The 20,200-nt window shown below is 35.6% G+C and carries 20 protein-coding genes; 17 read left to right on the forward strand and 3 right to left on the reverse strand.

Annotation, left to right across the window (positions count from 1 at the left end):
* Nucleotides 1-10 precede the first annotated feature (10 nt).
* Both DYQ05_RS04350 and DYQ05_RS04355 read left to right on the forward strand, forming a co-directional pair.
* Entirely contained in the window at nucleotides 11-1,792 is a 1,782-nt protein-coding gene (locus DYQ05_RS04350) for an NADH-dependent [FeFe] hydrogenase, group A6 (protein ID WP_493666644.1), read from the forward strand.
* Nucleotides 1,793-1,863: 71 nt separating this feature from the next.
* Nucleotides 1,864-2,196 (forward strand): DUF3784 domain-containing protein, encoded by a 333-nt coding sequence (locus DYQ05_RS04355; RefSeq protein WP_024467890.1) that lies wholly within the window; start codon nucleotides 1,864-1,866, stop codon nucleotides 2,194-2,196.
* A 297-nt stretch (nucleotides 2,197-2,493) separates the two neighbouring features.
* On the opposite strand, the gene DYQ05_RS04360 is transcribed toward DYQ05_RS04355, so the two are convergent.
* The 3 genes from DYQ05_RS04360 to DYQ05_RS04370 form a co-directional block, all read right to left on the reverse strand.
* Nucleotides 2,494-3,453: an SGNH/GDSL hydrolase family protein gene (locus DYQ05_RS04360; RefSeq protein ID WP_020964717.1), complete on the reverse strand. Its 960-nt coding sequence runs from the start codon at nucleotides 3,451-3,453 to the stop codon at nucleotides 2,494-2,496.
* A 24-nt stretch (nucleotides 3,454-3,477) separates the two neighbouring features.
* Nucleotides 3,478-4,923 carry an MBOAT family O-acyltransferase gene (locus tag DYQ05_RS04365; RefSeq protein ID WP_252723513.1) on the reverse strand — a complete coding sequence of 482 codons (1,446 nt, stop codon included), beginning with the start codon at nucleotides 4,921-4,923 and terminating at the stop codon, nucleotides 3,478-3,480.
* 190 nt (nucleotides 4,924-5,113) lie between these two features.
* Complete coding sequence (locus DYQ05_RS04370; RefSeq protein WP_206183914.1) at nucleotides 5,114-5,719, reverse strand: ATP-binding cassette domain-containing protein; 606 nt, start codon at nucleotides 5,717-5,719, stop codon at nucleotides 5,114-5,116.
* Between the two features lie 299 nt (nucleotides 5,720-6,018).
* On the opposite strand from DYQ05_RS04370, the gene DYQ05_RS04375 reads away from it, so the two are divergent.
* The 15 genes from DYQ05_RS04375 (at nucleotide 6,019) to DYQ05_RS04445 (ending at nucleotide 20,113) form a co-directional block, all read left to right on the forward strand.
* A complete protein-coding gene (locus DYQ05_RS04375; RefSeq protein WP_020964720.1) occupies nucleotides 6,019-6,450 on the forward strand; it encodes a Dps family protein in 432 nt (143 codons plus the stop codon).
* 287 nt (nucleotides 6,451-6,737) lie between these two features.
* Nucleotides 6,738-8,855 (forward strand): methyl-accepting chemotaxis protein, encoded by a 2,118-nt coding sequence (locus DYQ05_RS04380; RefSeq protein ID WP_206183915.1) that lies wholly within the window; start codon nucleotides 6,738-6,740, stop codon nucleotides 8,853-8,855.
* A gap of 426 nt (nucleotides 8,856-9,281) precedes the next feature.
* On the forward strand, nucleotides 9,282-10,331 hold the full coding sequence (yedE, locus tag DYQ05_RS04385; RefSeq protein ID WP_206183916.1) for a YedE family putative selenium transporter: 1,050 nt from the start codon (nucleotides 9,282-9,284) through the stop codon (nucleotides 10,329-10,331).
* A 19-nt stretch (nucleotides 10,332-10,350) separates the two neighbouring features.
* Entirely contained in the window at nucleotides 10,351-11,271 is a 921-nt protein-coding gene (locus DYQ05_RS04390; RefSeq protein WP_020964723.1) for a TDT family transporter, read from the forward strand.
* A gap of 28 nt (nucleotides 11,272-11,299) precedes the next feature.
* Nucleotides 11,300-11,767 carry a C-GCAxxG-C-C family protein gene (locus DYQ05_RS04395; protein WP_020964724.1) on the forward strand — a complete coding sequence of 156 codons (468 nt, stop codon included), beginning with the start codon at nucleotides 11,300-11,302 and terminating at the stop codon, nucleotides 11,765-11,767.
* A 204-nt stretch (nucleotides 11,768-11,971) separates the two neighbouring features.
* Nucleotides 11,972-12,181, forward strand: a complete 210-nt coding sequence (locus DYQ05_RS04400; RefSeq protein WP_020964726.1) for a sulfurtransferase TusA family protein — start codon at nucleotides 11,972-11,974, stop codon at nucleotides 12,179-12,181.
* A complete protein-coding gene (locus DYQ05_RS04405; RefSeq protein ID WP_206183917.1) occupies nucleotides 12,178-12,441 on the forward strand; it encodes a putative Se/S carrier protein in 264 nt (87 codons plus the stop codon). The genes DYQ05_RS04400 and DYQ05_RS04405 overlap by 4 nt, the downstream gene beginning before the upstream one ends.
* A gap of 29 nt (nucleotides 12,442-12,470) precedes the next feature.
* The gene (gene selD / locus DYQ05_RS04410) at nucleotides 12,471-13,535 is read left to right on the forward strand and encodes a selenide, water dikinase SelD (RefSeq protein WP_080653113.1); all 1,065 of its coding nucleotides are present in this window, start codon (nucleotides 12,471-12,473) and stop codon (nucleotides 13,533-13,535) included.
* An 81-nt stretch (nucleotides 13,536-13,616) separates the two neighbouring features.
* Nucleotides 13,617-14,675 (forward strand): ABC transporter substrate-binding protein, encoded by a 1,059-nt coding sequence (locus DYQ05_RS04415; protein WP_024465528.1) that lies wholly within the window; start codon nucleotides 13,617-13,619, stop codon nucleotides 14,673-14,675.
* 90 nt (nucleotides 14,676-14,765) lie between these two features.
* Nucleotides 14,766-15,248, forward strand: a complete 483-nt coding sequence (locus DYQ05_RS04420; protein WP_051150659.1) for a DUF4418 family protein — start codon at nucleotides 14,766-14,768, stop codon at nucleotides 15,246-15,248.
* Nucleotides 15,245-16,261 carry an ABC transporter permease gene (locus DYQ05_RS04425; RefSeq protein ID WP_020964731.1) on the forward strand — a complete coding sequence of 339 codons (1,017 nt, stop codon included), beginning with the start codon at nucleotides 15,245-15,247 and terminating at the stop codon, nucleotides 16,259-16,261. Before DYQ05_RS04420 ends, DYQ05_RS04425 begins: the two co-directional genes overlap by 4 nt.
* Nucleotides 16,258-17,019: an ABC transporter ATP-binding protein gene (locus DYQ05_RS04430; RefSeq protein ID WP_024465527.1), complete on the forward strand. Its 762-nt coding sequence runs from the start codon at nucleotides 16,258-16,260 to the stop codon at nucleotides 17,017-17,019. Before DYQ05_RS04425 ends, DYQ05_RS04430 begins: the two co-directional genes overlap by 4 nt.
* Before the next feature lie 5 nt (nucleotides 17,020-17,024).
* Nucleotides 17,025-18,230: an ABC transporter permease gene (locus tag DYQ05_RS04435; protein WP_029409460.1), complete on the forward strand. Its 1,206-nt coding sequence runs from the start codon at nucleotides 17,025-17,027 to the stop codon at nucleotides 18,228-18,230.
* Nucleotides 18,227-18,925: an ABC transporter ATP-binding protein gene (locus tag DYQ05_RS04440; RefSeq protein ID WP_020964734.1), complete on the forward strand. Its 699-nt coding sequence runs from the start codon at nucleotides 18,227-18,229 to the stop codon at nucleotides 18,923-18,925. The genes DYQ05_RS04435 and DYQ05_RS04440 overlap by 4 nt, the downstream gene beginning before the upstream one ends.
* A 15-nt stretch (nucleotides 18,926-18,940) precedes the next feature.
* A complete protein-coding gene (locus DYQ05_RS04445) occupies nucleotides 18,941-20,113 on the forward strand; it encodes a double-cubane-cluster-containing anaerobic reductase (RefSeq protein WP_029409459.1) in 1,173 nt (390 codons plus the stop codon).
* Nucleotides 20,114-20,200: the final 87 nt, after the last annotated feature.

The raw sequence follows: 20,200 nt of genomic DNA on the forward strand, positions 1-20,200 counted from the left end.
GGTAACGATTATGGAAAAAATGATAAACGTAAAAATAAACGGAAAAGAAGTGCAGATTGCGGAAGGCTCCACAATTATGCAGGCTGTCCGCCTTGCAAATGTAAAAATTCCTTCGCTTTGTTATAATGAAGATTTACCGGCTTGGGGGTCGTGCGGGCTTTGTGTTGTTCATCTTGAAAATAATCCGCGTATGATGCGCGCCTGTTGTACAAAGGCGGTAGACGGAATGAGTATTGTAACGCACAGTCCTGAAATTGTCAGAGCAAGACGTTCCGTTTTGGAATTGATTTTATCAAACCACCCGAAAGACTGTTTAACATGCGTTAGAAACAATAAATGCGAACTTCAAACATTGGCGGCCGAATTCGGCTTACGGGATATTCACTTCGAGCACTACATAAATGAAAAACCGAAAGACAATTCGAACGGTGCCATCGTATTTGAGAGAAATAAGTGTATTTCCTGCGGACGCTGCGTTGAGGTTTGTCAAAATATGCAAAGCGTTTATGCAATAGAATATCAGGGACGCGGGGGAAAAACCGTTATTGCTCCTGCCGTAATGGCTGAGCTTGAAGACTCTCCTTGCGTAAGGTGCGGTCAGTGTGCGGCTCATTGTCCGGTAGGTGCGATTTACGAAGCAAAGCCTAAGATGGATTTATGGGCAAAACTTTCAGAACCCGAAACCGTAAGTGTCGTTCAAATTGCACCGGCAGTGCGTGTAGCTTTGGGTGAAGAATTCGGGCTTAAACCCGGAGAGCTTACTACAGGTAAAATTTATGCCGCTTTAAGAAGGCTGGGATTTAACTACATATTCGATACGAACTTTTCCGCGGATTTAACAATTACGGAAGAAGCTCAAGAGTTTGTAAGTAATTTTACAAGCGGAAAATATAAGTTTCCGCAATTTACTTCGTGCTGCCCCGCATGGGTTGACTTTGCGGAAAAATATCATCACGATTTAATCCCTCATCTTTCTTCTACAAAAAGTCCTATGCAGATTATGGGGCCGATGATAAAAACGTATTGGGCGGAAAAAATGAAAATTGACCCTGCAAAGATTTTTTCCGTTGCGGTTATGCCCTGTACGGCAAAAAAATACGAATGCGGAAAAGATAAAACTATGTTTGCTTCAGGCTATCAAGATGTAGATACGGTTATTACCACCGAACTTGCAAATTATATAAGGCAGGGCGGAATTGAATTTAATCTTTTGGAAGAACAGGAAGCCGATTCTCCTTTAGGGCCGTATTCCGGGGCGGGGACTATTTTCGGTGCAACCGGCGGAGTTATGGAAGCGGCTTTGCGGACGGCTTATTTTTATATTACCGGTAAGGAGCTGGAAAGTTTGGATTTTAACGAAGTGCGCGGAATGGCAGGAGTCCGCGAAGCTAAAATCAATATCAACGGTGCCGACGTGCGGATTGCCGTTGTTAATCAGTTAGGCAATCTTCCCGACTTTTTGGCAAAGCTGAAAAACTCGATTGCGGCGGGAGGCGAACCTTTATATCACTTTGTTGAAGTAATGGCTTGCAGGGGCGGATGTGTCGGCGGAGGCGGTCAGCCCTACGGTTGTACGGACGAAGTGCGCAAAGCCCGAGCGCAGGGACTTTACACCGATGATTTAAGGGCTAAGGTACGTACCTCTCATAACAATCCTTATATTAAACAAATTTATGAAGAGTTTTTAGGAAAACCCAATTCCGAAAAAGCTCATCATTTATTGCATACTTCTTATATTAAACGAGAACCGTACAATTTTAATAAAAATTGTTCGTGCTGTAGAGACGCATAATAAACGGAGCGGTGCGGTTTACACCGCTTCGGTATTTATAAATTTTATGAGATACAGTTAGGAGGAAATAGATGTATACAATGATAGCTTTTTTCTTAAGCGGTGTTGTAATGATTATATTCGGGGTTTTAATTAGAGAATGTAAATGCTACAATCTGATAGCCGGATATAATACAATGCCTGCCGAAAAGAAAAAATCCTATAATCCGCAGCAGCTTGCCGGTAAAACGGGAATATTTCTCTATTGCATAGGGACTTTTACCGTCATATTTGGAATTATCTTACATTTTGCGGAATGTTCTAAATTATTAACCGCTGCCGTTACCCTTGTTTATTCCGTTATTCTTATTATTGCAGTTGTTCTTTTTATCGTAAAAGAAGCAAAAGGATTAAATGATATATAAGAAGGTATAACTTCGGCTGCTAATATTGCACAGCCTCGTTAACTGTCGAGTTTGCATAAAGCAAACCTTGCTTATTATATGTGCGCTTTTCGTGCACCAATGCAACAGTCTTCTAGAATTGATATTCTCGAAGACTGTTGCATTTTAAAGAACCTTTATGTATAACATTTGCTTAATCTATGATATTGCCTTAGCACGGCAAAGCAAGTTAAACGGATAGTAATATGAAAAATATACAAGCATGCTTTTCATCTCGGGTGTTGCTTGTAATGCTTATTTATAAGCTTGTTATTTTAGTTATTGTAATATTCCCGCCTTTTTAAGGTCACGGATAACCGTATCCGTAAATTTTTTTGCTCCGGATACATTAAGATGATCACCATCCGAAAAAAGTTTATGGTTTGGAGAAAACTCTTTATTATGAGAATAATCAAAATAATGTACATCGGGATATTTTTTTGTTAATTCATCGGTAAAACGGTAAAATGTATTGAAAAAATTCTCTTTTTCTTCAAAATAACCGTTAAGTACATCCGTTATCGGTGTTGTAACCAGTACGGGAATAAGATCGTGTTTTTTGCAAAGTTCAATAATACTGCATACCATATTAAAATTATACATAAAGCCTTCTTCCCCCTTTTCTTCATTAGGATGAGTCCAACCTTTAAATTTCATTTGGCAATAATTATCCAATTCTTCCTCATTTATATATTTTGTTCTATTCCAGAAAATATTCATCCGGTTTTCCGTGATATCATGTAATATCTTTTGAAATATACGATTCCCAAAAAATACCGGAAAATAATTGAATTTAATATAATCGGAATACTTCCACTCATCGATTTCCTGCATATATTTTTTTTGCACAAATCTGTAGTATACTGGCCTTTTTGATTTTTTGTTTTTGGCAGTTTCTATGTTTGTTATTTCAAAATAAGATATAGGGAGAATAACGACAGCATTTTTTTCAAACGTATTAATATACTGCTTTAAAATTACATAATTATAACTATGCCGTTGTCCGCTAATGCCGAAGTTAAATGCGGTATATTCAGGAAAATCGTCATATATAAAATTTACTTCACCATGAGAACTGCCTAAATTTGCCAGCTGGATTTTATCCGGTACGAAATTAAATTTATATACATTATTTTCGGCTTTCCAATGGTTTGTATTTTTATACAAAAAGTTTACACCCAAGAATAAAACTGCCGTAGGTACAATTAGTATTAATAATCTTATTATAAATTTTTTCATAATATTACCTCTTTTTTATAATGCTTAAAATTGAAAATAAATAAATTCGGAAGTTTCTCCGGATCTTACAAACACATAAATTAAACTGGTAAAAATTACATAGTATAACGTCCATCTGACAATAACCGTTTTATTTCCGATAATATCAACTCCGTCTTTTTTATTCGTAATTAGACCTATAAAATAAAGTAAAATTATCAAAATAAAATTAAAAATAAATTCTTTCTTACCTAACGCAAGAGTATAGGGCCCGAAAAACCCTTTGCCTAAACTTATAGAACCGTTTAATATGCCTGTGATGACTGACATTAATTCATAGGGTACAAAAATTATCTTTTTTAAAATAGTAAGAGCATCCTGTATGCTGTCTGCCCTGAAAAAAATCCATGCTATACAGACCAGACAAAAAGTTATAAAAATTTGCACTATGTGCCAGCCCCTCTTAGGAGTCCCGTCCAAACTTGCAAGTCGGCAGCGTATCAAAACCCTTGTTCTTATATTTTTTGTTATAAGGGCGGCTATTAAATAAAAAGCATGTATCACACCCCATGCAACAAAATGCAAAGCAGCTCCATGCCATAAACCGCTGATAAAAAAAGTTATCAATAAATTAATGTAATGCCGGCTTATATGTACTTTGCTTCCTCCAAGCGGAATATATAAATAATCTTTAAACCATGTGGAAAGCGATATATGCCATCTCCTCCAGAATTCGGAAATCGATGCTGAAAAATACGGCTTATCGAAATTTTTCATTAAATTAAATCCGAGAACTTTTGCAACCCCTATAGCTATATCCGAATAGCCCGAAAAATCGCAGAAAATTTGAACGGCAAAAAAGAAAGTGGCTACTGCAAGTGCAATTCCGCTGGCATAATTTATATCGGAATATGCTGCTGTTACATATACGGAAAGAGTATCGGCAATAACTATCTTTTTAAACATTCCCCATGCGGCAAGTTTTAAGCCGTCGGTTACCCTTTTATAATCGAACAAGTGATCGGTTTTAAATTGCGGCAGTAAATTTTTTGTCCGTTCTATAGGTCCTGCTACAAGTTGAGGAAAAAATGTAACGAATAATGCATACGTCAAAAAATTTTTTTCCGCCTTGACGGTTCCTTTATACACATCTATAGAATACCCTATTGCTTGAAATGTATAAAAGCTGATACCTACAGGCAGCAGTATATTAAATTTTGGAACGTGTATATCTAAAGAAAATAATGAAAAAATATCGATTAACGTATCTGCAAAAAAGTTATGGTACTTAAAAAAGAAAAGAATGGCAAGATTTATAATAAGACTTGCCGAAAGTATCAGCTGTTTTTTAATTTTTATATTTTTCGGGGGGGGGGGTATTATACTATAATAATTACATCGTTCAATAAAAATACCGCTTAACCACGTTACCGCTACGGAGCACAAAATAAGTAAGATATATGCAAAATTCCGGCAAGCATAAAAGTACAAACTTGCCGCAAGTAAAAGTATCTGCGATACACTATTTTTTTTAATATAGTATACGCAGATAAAATAAAGAAATACAATAACGGTAAAATATATAATAAAATGAAGCGAATTAAAAAGCATGGAAAATATTGTAGCAAAATATGGAACATTATGGAAGAGGGGAATAAATACTTACAACCGTCTCATATTTTTACTCTTTTAACCGTATAACATTACATGCGAGTTTTTTTGCAAGAACGGTATCGTGAGTTACGCAAATTGCCGTTTTATTTTCTTCCTTTACAATAGATAAAAATAATTCGGCAATCTTATGCTTATTTTTATCGTCAAGGGAATCAAAGGCTTCGTCAAGTAAAATAAAGGGAGCGGGATAAGCTAAGGCTCTTGCAAGACCCGCCCTTCTTTGCATTCCTCCGGAAAGTTCGCTCGGAAGAAAATGTATAAAATCGAAAAGGCCTAAAGCATTTAAATAATATAAGGCTCTCTCCTTTTTTTCTTTTTTTAAAAAATAATCCGGCAAGATATATTCAATATTTTGAATTGCAGTTAAATGAGGGATAAGGCGTATATCCTGATATGCAAAAGAGTAATCTCCTGCGGCAATGGCATTTTCAATTATTCCTTTTTTCAGTTTTAAACGCTGCGAAATAATTTTTAAAAGCGTAGTTTTTCCGCAGCCGGATTCTCCTAAAATACAAGTTATTGAATTTAAAGGTATTTCTAAATTAAGATTTTTAAACACTTCGTTTGTCTTGTACGAAAATGCTCCGTTTGTAATTTTAATAGTTTTGTTCATTTAATACCTCAAAATAAAGATGACACTCCTCATAACTTTAAAATTTTGTACGCTGATAGGCATTCCCCGAATGTTTTTTATAAAATAAGTATAGCATAAATTTTAAGTTTTGTCTTGTTTTTATAAAGGTGAGTATAAGAGCTCTTTACAAGCCTGCCGAGTTTTTAAAATAAAACTTTATGACGGTTTTTACAAAAAAGCCGTTATTTAAAAATTATGCTTTCCCGCTATTGACTTTACAAGTAAGAATACTTATATTACATTCATTATTTGATATAATTTAGTTTAAGGAGTTTTTTATGAAATTACACAAAGAATTTAATCAATACTTAGCGGATTTGGCTGTAATTACATTCAAATTGCATAATTTGCATTGGAATGTAAAAGGTATAGAATTTATGGCTATTCATCAATTTACAGAATCGGTATACGACCAAACATTTGATTTTTTCGATGCAATAGCGGAGCACCAAAAAATGTACGGTGTAATGCCGGATTGCAAATTATCCGACTACCTCGCAAATGCGGAAATAAAGGAAGTTGATGCAAAAGCGTTTACGGCTAAAGAAGTTCTTCAGATTGTAAAAAATGATTTGACCGTGCTTCGCAATAAAGCAACCGCCTTATATCATGCGGCTGATGAAGAAAAATGGTTTAGTGCGGCAACCTTGTTTGATGAACACGTTCAATATTATAACAAGCAGCTTTGGTTTATTGAATCTTCATTATAATATGCTCTGCTGAATAATAAATTTACATCAAAAAAGCCGGCGGAAATTCTCCTCCGGGCTTTTTTTAATAAATGTAAAAAAAACGTTATCCCGACAGAGAAGTTTTATTAAAAGTTAAAACTGGAGTAAACGGGTTAAAACTCCTTTTTTATTTATTCAGTAAAAAAATATAAAGCTTTATAGATACATTGCAAAATTTCAATGGGCTAGTAATTATATTGCGGTTATACTATAATTGGCCGCCGCAGCAAGATACATTTTGTTTCGGCAAGGATGGCGAGGAAAATATGCGAATTTTATATAATAATACACGGAAAAAATATTTTTCAATTATGAAAAAACTTATCATCATTTTCGGTTTGGTATTTATTATTGCTTTAATTTTAGAAATAACATCGGCTGTAAGAATTGCCCGTAATGCAATAAAAGAAAAAGTTGCAATTCATCTTATGGATAAGGCTTCGGATGCGGCGGAGATTATTGAAGGAAGATTACAGGTTCTTTTTTTATATTTGGAAAAATTTACTATGCATTCTTATCTTCATACCGATGAGCTTTCTTACGATAAAAAACTTGCCCGTCTTTCAAGCGATATTAAACGCAATGAGCAAATTCTTTCGTTCGCTCTTTGCAATATGCAAGGCATTTGCCATTATTATGGCGGAGAATCCGTAAATGTAAAAGATACCGTATGGTTTTTAAGCGCATCAAATGGAAAAAATTTCGTATCTTCTCCTATAGTTAAAGAAAACGTCGAAAAAGTTGTTATGCATTTTGCCGTTCCCATATATGGAGAAAATAATACCGTTCAGGGAGTGTTGTTTACGGAAATAGACAGTATGTGGCTGGCATCTTTAGCGGGAGATATTGTTATCGGAGAAACGGGAAGCTGCTACATTATGGATAAAAACGGTATGACTATTGCGGGTAAAAATATGGAAAGCGTTCAATCAAAGCTGCTTGCTTCCCATAAACAACACGAAGATTCCGATGCCGTTTCTTCGGCGACAATTACTGCATTTATTCTTAATTCAAAAGAAAAGCAAGTCGATTATTACGATTATAAAGGGAAATCATGGATTGCACTATATACGCCGATAAAGTCTGTCGGCTGGAATGTTATTATAAAGGCCCCTTTAGTGGAATTCACCGGTTCAATTGAAATTATGAGAACGACTATGATTGTTATCGGAATAGTAATAGCTCTTTGCGCAGTAATTTTAATATATATTCTTGCACGAAGAATTACCAAACCGCTGAAAACCGCCGTAGACGCATTAAAAAATATCGCAAACGGAGACGGAGATTTGAGCGTCCGCCTTCCCCTCATAGGAAAAGATGAAATAACGGATATGGCAAAATATTTTAACAGAACGATTGAAAAAATCGGGAATGCCATTTTTTCCGTAACCGAACATACCGGGAAAATGCAGGCTTCAAGTGAAGAGCTTTCAAGCAATATGATTGAAACCGCAAGTGCAATTAACGAAATAAGTGCAAATATAGGCGGAGTAAAACAGCAGGCATTTACACAGTCGGAAAGTGTTGCGGAAACGAAATTGATTATAGAACAAATTATCGGCTTAATAAAAGAGCTTACGGGAAGGATTGAAACTCAAGTTTTAAGTGTAGAGCGTTCTTCGATATCAATCGGGCAAATGGTTGAAAATATTATAAAAGTAACGGAAATGCTTGAAAAAAACAACGAACTTATTAAAGAAGTGTATAAGCAAACCGAAAACGGTAAAAACGGAGCCAGAACCGCAAATGAGATTGTACAGCAGATTGCCGAAAAATCAAATTCCCTTATCGAAGCGAGCGAGGTTATAAGAAATATTGCAAGTCAAACCAACCTTTTATCAATGAACGCCGCAATAGAAGCAGCTCATGCGGGAGAAGCCGGAAAGGGCTTTGCCGTTGTTGCGGGTGAAATCCGAAAACTTGCGGAGGAATCTAATATACAGGGAAAGCAAATAGGCGATGTTATAAAACAATCGCTGCAAATTATCGAAAACATTGTAGTTGCCGGTACGGGAGCCGAAAGGACATTCGGACGGGTTTATGATTTGGTAAAAGAAGTTTCGAATCAGGAAGCGATTATTTTAAAAACAATGCAGGAGCAAAAAAACGGAAACAACAATATTCTTGCCGAAATTAAAAATATCAACACCGTAACGGAGGAGGTAAAAGCAAGCTCCGATGAAATGCATGCAGGCGGAAAAAAGATAGAAAATGAGCTGAAACGGTTGGACGAGCTTACCGCCGTAATTAAAAGCAGTATGAATGAGATGGCAACCGGAGCGGTACAGATAAACAATGCGGTTCAGGAAATAAATGAATTGACCGTAAAAAATAAAGAAAGTATACAATCTCTTGCGGAAGAAATGAAGAAATTTAAATTGTAAATTTTATTTTTTTGTGAAAGAGAATTCCCCGGTTAAATACGCAAGGATTTGCAGGCAGGCTTTAAAAGCCTGCCTATTTTTTTAGTATTTATTATTACTTATTGACTTTTATTATTATTTATGCTATAAAATTTTACATAAACCGTTTACGGTTTAAATTTAATTATAAGGATTAAGCAAAGTGCGAAGATGAGTATTTACCCTCGAAGTAATTTTACTTCATTACAATTCACATAAAAGTGCGGAATTAAGTAAGCATTGCAGGGTAATAGAGTCCGCTTTTGCAAAGCTCCGAGCCCTTCCCGTAAAATAAACCGCCCGATAAAAATACGGCTTACTGTATCCTCCGGTTTGAATTATTCCAAGTTTTGAGTGTAAAACTTATCGAAACATCTTACCTCTTAATCCCATCGGCAGGAGGGATGTATGAAAAAACATCTTACGGTTATTGTAACGGGTGCGGTAATAGGTGTTGCCGCTCTCGCATTGGTTAAATTCGGAAACCCTGCAAATATGGGTTTTTGTATTGCGTGTTTTTTGCGCGATATTGCAGGAGCATTAAAACTGCATAATGCCGCCGCAGTACAGTATATGCGGCCTGAAGTAATCGCTCTTGTACTCGGAGCCTTTGTAATTGCTTTTGTAAAAAAAGAATTTAAACCGCGCGGAGGTTCGGCCGTTTTTACCCGTTTTACACTCGGCTTTTTCGTAATGATAGGAGCCTTAATGTTCTTGGGGTGCCCTTTAAGAATGTTTTTACGTTTGGGAGCGGGCGATATAAATGCAATTTTCGGCCTTATAGGTTTTGTTGCAGGAATTTTTATCGGTGTTGTTTTCTTAAATAAGAATTTTTCTTTAAGCCGCGCTTACAATCAGTCCAAGCAGGAAGGCGTAATGCCGATTATTGTAATTCTTTCCTTCTTTATTTTATTGATTGCATTTCCGTCGGTGCTCATCTTCAGCGAAAAAGGGCCGGGAGCAATGCATGCACCCGTTTTTATTTCTCTCGGTATAGGTCTTGTTGTAGGAGCTTTAGCTCAACGCAGCAGAATGTGTACGGTAGGCGGAATAAGAGACGCAATTATGTTAAAAGATTTTCATCTTTTATGGGGAAGCATTGCAGTTGCGGTAACTGTACTTATAGGCTCCTTAATTTTAGGAACATTTAAATTCGGTATGGCGGAACAACCCATTGCTCACACCGACGGACTTTGGAATGCTTTGGGAATGCTCCTTGTAGGTTGGGCAAGCGTATTGCTCGGAGGCTGTCCCTTACGCCAGCTTATTTTAACGGGCGAGGGCAATACCGATTCCGCAATAACCGTAGCGGGGCTTATGACGGGGGCGGCATTTGCGCACAACTTTGCTCTTGCCTCATCGGGGAAAGGGCCGACAGTTCCCGGAATGATTGCCGTAATAATAGGTTTAACGGTAACGGCATTTATAAGCGTTTATTATTCGGTAAAGAATAAGTAACACACGGGAGTTTTAAGTAATGAAGTTTTTAAAGGAATATCCCATACCTATTGCAGGCTTAATTTTATCGCTTTTTACATTGGGGAATCTTTTACAGTCATACAGTCAAACTTTGCGGCTTATTATAGGTGTCATAGGATTTATCTTTTATGTGATTTATGTCGCGAAATTACTTTTTGAAAATAAAACTTTAAAAGAAGAATTTAAAAACCCTGTAATTGCAAGCGTTTTTTTAACTTTTACAATGGCAACGATGTTATTGGCTGTATATGTAAAACCGTTTTCAAGTACGGTAAGCTATGTAGTATGGTATATAGGAGTGGTAGGGCATGGCTTTTTAATCTTATGGTTTAGTGCCGAATTTTTACTTAAGTTTTCAATCAAAAAAGTTTTTCCTTCATGGTATATCGTATATGTAGGTATCGCCGTTGCAAGTGTTACGGCCCCTGCCGTGCAGCAATTACAAGCGGGAAAAATCTGTTTTTGGATTGCTTTTGTAGGTTATTTTTGTATTCTTCCGCTGGTGTGTTGTAGGGTATGGAAGATAAAAGAAATACCGGAGGCGGCGCAACCTACGCTGATTATTTTATCGGCTCCCGCATCTCTTCTTCTTGCAGGATATATGAATAGCTTTGAACAAAAAAATACGATTATAGTATATTTATTGCTATTTTTTTCCGTTACTTTTTATGTAATTGCATTATACCATTTGCCTAAACTTTTAAAGCTGAAATTTACACCCGGATATTCTGCATTTACGTTTCCGTTGGTTATAAGCGCGTTGGCAACGAAATTGACCGGCGGATACTTTAAACAAAAGGGTATCGATTTTACAATTTTAATAAAAATTGAAGAACTTATCGCTTTTTTGATTGTCGGTTGGGTTTTAGTATGCTACTTGGTATTTTTATTTAAACCGGATAAAAAACCCGAAAATTAAAAATTATTTTATATGATATGGAGAAATTATGAAAACAAAGAATGAGTATTTACAGGAGATTAAAAACACCGCTGAAGAATATTTTAGAAGCGGAACCTTTTTTTGCTCCGAAGCTGTTGTCCAAACTATAAATGATGCTTTGGGAAAGCCCTATAGTGATGACATTGTGAAAATGGCATCAAGTTTTCCGATAGGACTTGGAAAAGCTCAATGCTTATGCGGCGCGGTTTCAGGCGGAGAGATGGCATTAGGGATTGTTTATGGACGCGTAAAAGGCGAACCTATGAATCCTAAAATGTTTGAATATGCCAAAGGTTTACATGACTTTATAAAAGAAAAATACAAAGCAACTTGCTGTAGAGTTATTACTAGACAATGGGCAGGCGATAACTTTATGTCTAAAGAACGTAAAGAGCATTGCATAAGAATAACCGGTGAAGTTGCAGAATGGGTTGCAAATGTATTAATCGAAGACGGTAAATTGAAAACTGCATAATGAGTTTACAAGATGGAAACGGCGGGGGGTGTAAATAAAGCCTGTCATAAGTGCAGCATACTGCCTTGCCGGTTGCCGATAAAGTTTGCCCTTTCAGGCAAACCTCGTATTATTGTATATGGTTTTGCTACACAAAACTATTATGAAAGAATATTTTTCGTAAGTTGAAATTTACTTACAAAATATTTTTATAGGAGAATTTTTATGGCGGAAATTATTGTTGATACGCGCGGGCTTTCCTGCCCCGAACCTGTTGTACGTACAAAAAAAGCATTTGAAAAGCACAGTGCTTTTGATGTTCTCGTTGATAATGAAACTTCAAAAGAAAATGTAATACGCTTTTGTGAAAAAATGAAGGCCGTTACAAAACTTTTTGCCGTCGATGACGGGTGGAAAATTGAAGTTTCAAAATGAATAACGAATACTTAATTACCTTTCATACGCATTTTCAGGCTCTTACCTGTATGCGTATCCTTGAAAAAAACGGGCTTGTAAAAAACGGCTCTGTTGTAATTAAGTTAATTCCCGTGCCGCGAGAAGTAAGTTCAAGCTGCGGCACGGCGGTTAGGCTTAATTTAAAAAAGGATATTGAGTTCGATAAAAATTATTTTAATGAAATCGAACGGGACGAATTTTTTAAACTCGGTGAAGGCGGAAAATACATTCCGGTTTAAAATATTTTAAAATATAAAGAGGGAAAAATATGAGCTGTAATCTTACGGATAAAAATTTCAGTTTAATTAAATCCTCATCGCATTCCGGCTGAGGAGCGAAACTGAGTGCGGGCGCTCTTGACGGTTTATTAAAAAATATTCCCGTTCATTTTGATTCAAAACTTCTTGTAGGTTTTGATACGTCGGACGATGCTGCGGTTTATAAAATAAATAATAAAACGGCTTTAATTTTTACGGCCGATTTTTTCCCCGCCATTGCCGATGAGCCGTATATATTCGGACAAATTGCGGCGGCAAATGCTTTAAGCGATATTTATGCAATGGGCGGCACGCCGAAACTTGCGTTAAACCTTTTGTGCATTTCGGAAAAAATGCCTGAAAGTATTATAAAAGAAATTCTTAAAGGCGGTGCCGAAAAAGTTTTTGAAGCCGGAGCGATTATTGCAGGAGGTCATACAATTTATGATGAAGTGCCGAAATACGGTTTAGCCGTAACAGGATTTGTTCGGCCGGATAAAATTTTAAAAAATTCCGGAGCAAAAGAAGGCGATGTTCTAATTTTAACAAAGCCCATAGGTTCAGGAATTTTAACCACCGCTTCAAAAGCTGAAATGCTGGATTTTGAAGAATTACAAAGGGTTTATAAAACAATGGCTTTTTTAAATGCGGCTGCGTGCCGCGTAATGGTAAAATATGAGGTTAATGCCTGTACCGATATTACAGGTTTCGGACTTTTAGGTCATATTTACGAAATGGGAAAGGCTTCAGGTGTCGGTATTGAAATTTTATATAAAAACGTTCCGCTATTTGACTCGGTAATAGAAAATGCGGAAATGGGTTTTGTTCCTGCGGGAGCATATTCAAATAAAAACTTTATAGGTGATAACATTGAATTTATCGAAACTCCGCGCGCATATCAGGACGCATTGTTCGATCCTCAAACCTCGGGAGGCCTTTTAATTTCGGTGCCGGAATATTGCGCGCAAAAATTATATGAAGAGCTTTGTAAAAATTTACAAGACTCCGTTTGCGGTAAACCTGCAATTATAGGATATGTTGTAAAACGAAAAGAAAAAATATTAACGGTAAGATAATTTAAAAAATAAAAATCTTACATGTTTAAAACGGTAAATATCCCTGATTAAAATAATCCGGGTTATTATATAGGAGATTATATGAAAACAAGATTTTTAAGTCTAATGATGCTAATCATTCTTTTAGCAGCAACTGCATGTTCAAAAAACGAACAAACAAATTCTACCGTTTCAGCGGAAACGATAAAGATGAGTATTTCCGATGTGGATTTGAACGACCCGAACATTGATGAAATGTGGAAAAAAGAACCGCGCTACGGAACGCCTATACAGTTTGCCTTTAACGGCGGTTTGTGCACGTCGGCATTGGGAGTAAATTTGGTACACGGTTTTTTTGCAAAACAAGGATTAACCGGGGAAATAAAAAATATGCCGAGCCCCTTTGATGCTTTAGGTACGGGAAAAGTAGACGTTATGGCTACTCACATTTCGGAATCCGTTGTACCTGCAATTAACGGAATCAATATGGTATTTACAAGCGGTGTAAACACGGGGTGTAAAACTCTTTTTGTATTAAAAGATTCTGCAATTAAAAATACAAAAGACTTGGAAGGACAAAATGTCGCAATTCACGATGCAATCGGAGGTTCGGATCATAATATAATTTTACGGTTTTTAGCCCGTGATAGTGTGGATTATTCAAAAGTAAAATTCAAAAATGTTGAAACTCTAACGACTATTGAAGCAATGAAGCGTGGTGAAATTCAAGCATCGATTTTCAGTGACCAGTTTGCACAGCAATTTATTGATAACGGTACATTGCGTGCCATTAGATCGATAACCTTCGATGACGATTTTAAAATCGAACCTTGCTGTATTTTAATTTTAAATAAAGATTTTGTAGAACAAAATCCGATTACGGCAGCAAAAATTACAAAGGCGCATAAAGAAGCAAGTTATTGGATGGAAGAAAACAAAAAAGAAGCTGCCGAAATTATTTCCGCAAATAATTGGGGTTCCGTAAATCCGGAAGTTAATCAATATTTTTTGGAAACATATAATCTGAAAATTTCAGATGAGGCAACCGAAAAAACTTTAATTGACGTTATAAATGCTTATAAAACTTTCGGTTTGATTAAAAAAGATGCCGATACAACGGAGCTTTTAAATAAAATTTGGAAACCGATGAGAAAAAATTAAAAAGATTTATCTTTAGCGGTTAAAATACACCGTTAAAGAGCCGTCAACCTTTAAAATCCCATAATTTTTAAGGTTGACGGATTGATATAATTGGTAATAGAGAAAATGCAAATAAAAAGAAATATCATTGCTTTATTTATAACGGGTTTAGGAATAGTATTGTCGTTAATACCGTTTGTATTTGCGCCGGTATGCCCTATGACAAAAAACGGAATGTATATGACGTGCCGTTACAGCGGACTGTTGGTAATGTATATCGGTACGGCAATTGCCGTTACCGGCATTATAGAAATTTTTATAAAAAATAAAATTATTTTAATCGTATTAAATTTAATAACCGCAAGCTCATCTCTTGCAGTACATTTAATTCCGCATAAGGTTGTTAAAATTTCTTTCGGTATAAATAAAGACGGCTTCCCCAGATTTTTCGGAATTTGCGGCAGCCCTTCTATGGAATGCGTTAAACATAACACATTTATAATTACCTCAATTATTGCTTTAATAATTTTACTCCTTTCAGCAGGTAATATCGTATATTTACTCATTAAGAAAAATTATGGGAAAAAATTATGAAAAAACCGAATAATTTGACACAAGAACAGCTACATGAAATTGAACGACGGTCTAAAACAAAAGCGGGGAAATTATTGGATACCGTTATTTTACTTTTACCTTCACTCATTTTATCGGTATCTCTTTGGGAATATTATTATCTTCCTAATTTTGCCGGAAAGACGAGCACAAACATATACGGATTCTTTTTAGGAATTCAATTATGTGTTTTTTTTATTCTTGCGGTTTGTTCGTTTTTTATAAAAAAATTATATTACAAAATAAGAGCGGCAGCCCCATTTGCATCTTTTGTATATTTACTTTTAACCGTTTATGATTATGCAGCGTTAAAAACCGATGCGGTTCCGTTGCCTTACTTTCCATGGATTGACCATATTTTTAATGCTATGCTTGAAGATAGGGCTTATCTTTGGGACTGCATAAAAAATTCTTTAAAACTCTTATTTACGGGATATTTTTACGGAGTTATAATAGGATTAATAACCGGCATTGCATGCGGTTACAGCAGATTTATAAATTATTGGATTTCCCCTTTTATGAAACTGTTAGGAGCAATTCCTTCGCTTACTTGGATTCCGGTTATAATGGTTTGGTCGCAAACCCTTTTTCAAGGAGCCGTAATCGTTCTTGCCTTCGGTGTATGGTATTCCGTTACAATGGCAAGTTATATCGGTATAAAAAACATCGACAAATCCTATTATGAAGCGGCAAAAACTCTCGGGGCTACGGAGCATCAATTGATTTTAAAAGTTGCAATACCTTCCGCACTTCCGCATATCTTTCAAGGTCTTTTACTCGGAATGTCTTCCGCATGTCTTGCTCTTTTAGCCGCCGAAATGATGGGGGTTGAATCGGGGTTAGGCTGGTACATTTCTTGGCAGCGCGGCTGGGCAAAATTTTCAAATATGTACGGAGCCATAATTATAATTTGTATAATTTTCGTTGTTGTAAATTTTACGTTAAATTATCTTAAGAAAAAAGTTTTAAAATGGCAGGAGGGAGTAATACAATGAGCAAATCGGAGTTAGTATTAAAAAATATTTCTAAAATTTTTCCAAGCAGAAATAATAAGGGTACGACGGAAGCTTTGCACAATATAAATTTAAAAATTGAATCCGGAGAATTCGTCTGTATAGTAGGACCTTCCGGCTGCGGAAAATCTACAATGCTTAGACTTGTTGCAGGGCTTGTTCCGATTACACAAGGAGAAATTACTCTTAACGGAAAAAAAATAGAAGGAACAAGCATCAATCGCGGTATGGTTTTTCAAAAACACGCTCTTTTCCCGTGGCTGACTCTTAGACAAAACGTCGAGTTTGCATTTAAATTAAAAGGTAATGTAAAAGAAAAAAAAGAAGAAGTAGATAAATTCATCGATATGATTGGAATGAAAGAGTTTGAAACTTTTTACCCGCATCAGCTTTCAGGAGGAATGGCTCAGCGCGTTGCACTAATCAGAACAATGATTACAAAACCTGAAGTGTTTTTACTTGATGAACCGTTAGGAGCATTGGATGCTTTTACAAGAATGAATATTCAGCATGAACTTTTGGAAATGTACGGAACAAATAAGAATATGATGTTTATGCTTGTTACCCACGATGTAGATGAGGCTATTTATCTCGGTACACGTGTAATAGTAATGGCTCCGCGTCCTGGCATAATTAAAGACGATGTAAAAATCGATATGGACTATCCCAGGAACCGTAACAATGATAAATTTATAGAATATCGTAAACATATTTTAGAAGTATTGGAATACGCGGACTAATCTTTATGAATAAAAAAATTGATACGTTTTTTTTAGTTAAAGCGAACATAAGTAAAAAACCTATTAGAAGTATATTGCTTATTACAATAACTTCAATATTTATTGTATTTTTATTTTGCGGAAGCGTTTTTTTGTCAGGCTTTTCTAAGGGATTAAGCAGTCTATCCGACCGTTTGGGTGCTGATATAATTTTAGTTCCCGACGGATATAAAACTAAATTTGAAAGTATTATATTAAAAGGAGAGCCTTCGGAATTTTATTTACCCGAAGAAGCATTTGATAAAATAAAACAAATTGAAGGGATAGAAAGTATAACATATCAACTTTATATTGCAACTCTTCAGGCATCTTGTTGTTCGTTCCCTGTACAAATAATCGGAATAGACTATAAAACGGATTTTTTAATAAAACCGTGGCTTAGAAAAAATTTAAGTAAAAACCTAAATGATAACGAAGCTGTGGTAGGTTCCGGTGTTGAAGGAGAGCCGGGAGCAATAATAAAATTTTTCGATAAAGAACTTTCCGTAAAAGGTAAACTCAGCCAAACAGGAACGGGTTTTGATTTTGCGGTATTTGTTAATTTAGATACCGCTTTAAAATTAGCAAAGAAAGCGGAGGCTGTTAAAATTATTAAACCCGTTTCCGAAAATAAAATTTCAGTTATTCTCCTAAAAGTTAAAAACGGATATAATCCGGTTGATGTTTCCAATTCGATAATCAGACAATACCCTAACTATAATCTCTTTCCTATATTCGGTAAAAAACTGATAGGTCAAATATCCGATAATTTAAAAACATTGTCTAAATACATATACGGTTCTATCGGTGTAATATGGATATTATCGGCATTATTACTTGCTGTAGTTTTTTCCGCAATTATCAATGAGCGCAAAAAAGAATTAAGTATACTCAGAATATTAGGCGCTTCCAAACAACACTTACTTAATATAATATGTTTTGAAGCATTTTTAATCGGCTTATACGGTGTAATTACGGGATTAATATTCAGCCTGATAATTACATTAAGTACGGTTCCTTTAATACAAAAAAATTTAAATTTTCCGTTTTTAACTCCGAATATATTTTTGCTTATTTTTATAGCACTGTTTAGCGGTATTATCGGAACGGCATCCATTTGTTTTTCCGGTTTTCTTTCTTCAAAAAAAATAGCTGAAAATGAGGCTTATCTGACTATGAGGGAAACCGAATGATTTTAAAACTTGAACAATTAAAAAAAACGTATTTACGCGGAAAAGAATTTAATGCAATTGACGGTGTAAATTTAACAGTAAACAAAGGAGAGTTTATAAGCATAATCGGTAAAAGCGGAAGCGGAAAAACTACATTGCTTAATTTAATTTCAGGTGTACTTATTCCTTCAAGCGGAAAAATTTTTATCGAAGGTAAAGAAGTCTCCCGTCTTTCCGATACGGAAAAATCTTTTTTACGTAACGATATAATAGGCTTTATTCCTCAAACTTCAGTAACTCTTTCTGCATTAACCGTTATCGAAAATATATGTTTGCCGTTTTATTTAAATAAGCGTAACGGAAATGTAATGGAGAGAGCGGAGTATTTATTGAATAAATTTGGTATTGAGCATTTAAAAAATGTGTATCCTAAAGAACTGTCCGGAGGAGAATTAAGAAGAGCTGCAATAGCACGGGCATTGGTTAATTCTCCTAAAATAATTTTAGCCGATGAACCTACCTCCGATTTGGATATAGAAAACACAAAAGAAGTTTTAAAAATTTTACAAGCAATAAATAAAGAAAATAATACGACAATAATTTTAGTAACGCATGAGTTACTTGCTTTAAAATATTCAAAAAACGTATACACGATGATTGACGGAAAATTAATTGAAGGCAACGCCTTAACGGATACGGAAAATATTTACACTTAAATTATAGGAGAGAGTATGCAAACTTTACCGCAAAACAACGGATTTAAACTTCCCGCCGCCTTTGAAGAATTTACGGAAGCAAGGAGGGAAGGGTTTATTAAAATGAAAAACTTAAAAGAATCGGGCAAAAAAGTCGTCGGTGTTTTTTGTACATACACCCCGCTTGAAATTATTTATGCGGCAGGTCTTATTCCCGTATCTTTATGTTCTTCAAGTAACGAGGCGATTAAGCATTCGGAAGCGGACTTACCTAAAAATCTTTGTCCGTTAATTAAAGCAAGCTACGGAGTTGCCGTAAGCGATACGTGTCCTTATTTTTATTTTGCCGATTTAATTGTAGGTGAAACCACCTGCGACGGTAAGAAAAAAATGTATGAGCTAATGGGTAAAATAAAAGACACTTACGTTTTACATTTGCCGCAAAATTATACCGAAGGGTCTTCTTTTACACTTTGGTTAAATGAACTTAATAAATTTAAAAACGCGCTTGAAAAAAAATTTAATGTAACAATTACCGACGAGGATTTACGAGCGGCAATACGTAAAGGAAATGAAGAGCGCATTAATTTAAAGAATTTTTTTGAACTCGGCAAATTGATTCCGGCTCCTTTAACCGGAGCAGATATGAGTGCAATTTACGAAGGCTTCGGATTCAGTTTCGACCGTGAAAAAAAGAATTCGGACTTAAAAGCGAAAACACAAGAAATATATGAGCGTTGGGAAAAAGAATTAAAGGGGACAAAATCAAAACGCCCGCGAATCTTAATTACAGGCTGCCCTGTACTCGGTGTACGGGAAAAAATTTTAAAAACAATTGAAAAATCCGGGGGTGATATTGTAGTTTACGAAAATTGCAGCGGTGTGCGGGAAAAAATGGAATTGATAGATGAATCTATTGAGCCCATGGAAGCCATAGCCGAAAAATATTTAAATATTTCCTGTTCCGTAATGACACCAAACCCTAAACGTTTTGAAGATTTAAATACATTAATCGATGAATACAAAATAGACGGCGTAATAGAAATTGTTTTACAAGCCTGCCATACATTTGCAATAGAATCAACTTCGGTAAATAAATTCGTTACCGAAAAAAAAGGAAAGCCTTACATGTACATAGAATCCGATTATTCAATGAACGATATAGGTCAGGTTTCAACGAGAGTGGAAGCTTTTTTGGAAATGTTGTAAATTTTCGACTGTTATCTATTTTAATACCTTTTTAACACCTTAAAAAAAATCCATCTCTATACTAAAATATTTTTTTTAAGTATATTA

This window comes from Treponema pedis (assembly GCF_017161325.1).
Lineage (GTDB): Bacteria > Spirochaetota > Spirochaetia > Treponematales > Treponemataceae > Treponema_B > Treponema_B pedis.

Excerpts from the sequence above, each read along its gene's own strand:
- DYQ05_RS04380 (WP_206183915.1), top strand. The coding sequence starts at position 6,738 with ATGCGAATTTTATATAATAATACACGGAAAAAATATTTTTCAATTATG.
- DYQ05_RS04405 (WP_206183917.1), top strand. The coding sequence starts at position 12,178 with ATGAATAACGAATACTTAATTACCTTTCATACGCATTTTCAGGCTCTT.
- DYQ05_RS04400 (WP_020964726.1), top strand. The coding sequence starts at position 11,972 with ATGGCGGAAATTATTGTTGATACGCGCGGGCTTTCCTGCCCCGAACCT.
- DYQ05_RS04435 (WP_029409460.1), top strand. The coding sequence starts at position 17,025 with ATGAATAAAAAAATTGATACGTTTTTTTTAGTTAAAGCGAACATAAGT.
- DYQ05_RS04360 (WP_020964717.1), bottom strand. The coding sequence starts at position 3,453 with ATGAAAAAATTTATAATAAGATTATTAATACTAATTGTACCTACGGCA.
- DYQ05_RS04425 (WP_020964731.1), top strand. The coding sequence starts at position 15,245 with ATGAAAAAACCGAATAATTTGACACAAGAACAGCTACATGAAATTGAA.
- DYQ05_RS04430 (WP_024465527.1), top strand. The coding sequence starts at position 16,258 with ATGAGCAAATCGGAGTTAGTATTAAAAAATATTTCTAAAATTTTTCCA.
- DYQ05_RS04415 (WP_024465528.1), top strand. The coding sequence starts at position 13,617 with ATGAAAACAAGATTTTTAAGTCTAATGATGCTAATCATTCTTTTAGCA.
- DYQ05_RS04395 (WP_020964724.1), top strand. The coding sequence starts at position 11,300 with ATGAAAACAAAGAATGAGTATTTACAGGAGATTAAAAACACCGCTGAA.
- DYQ05_RS04445 (WP_029409459.1), top strand. The coding sequence starts at position 18,941 with ATGCAAACTTTACCGCAAAACAACGGATTTAAACTTCCCGCCGCCTTT.
- DYQ05_RS04355 (WP_024467890.1), top strand. The coding sequence starts at position 1,864 with ATGTATACAATGATAGCTTTTTTCTTAAGCGGTGTTGTAATGATTATA.
- DYQ05_RS04440 (WP_020964734.1), top strand. The coding sequence starts at position 18,227 with ATGATTTTAAAACTTGAACAATTAAAAAAAACGTATTTACGCGGAAAA.
- yedE (WP_206183916.1), top strand. The coding sequence starts at position 9,282 with ATGAAAAAACATCTTACGGTTATTGTAACGGGTGCGGTAATAGGTGTT.
- DYQ05_RS04390 (WP_020964723.1), top strand. The coding sequence starts at position 10,351 with ATGAAGTTTTTAAAGGAATATCCCATACCTATTGCAGGCTTAATTTTA.
- DYQ05_RS04370 (WP_206183914.1), bottom strand. The coding sequence starts at position 5,719 with ATGAACAAAACTATTAAAATTACAAACGGAGCATTTTCGTACAAGACA.
- DYQ05_RS04350 (WP_493666644.1), top strand. The coding sequence starts at position 11 with ATGGAAAAAATGATAAACGTAAAAATAAACGGAAAAGAAGTGCAGATT.
- DYQ05_RS04375 (WP_020964720.1), top strand. The coding sequence starts at position 6,019 with ATGAAATTACACAAAGAATTTAATCAATACTTAGCGGATTTGGCTGTA.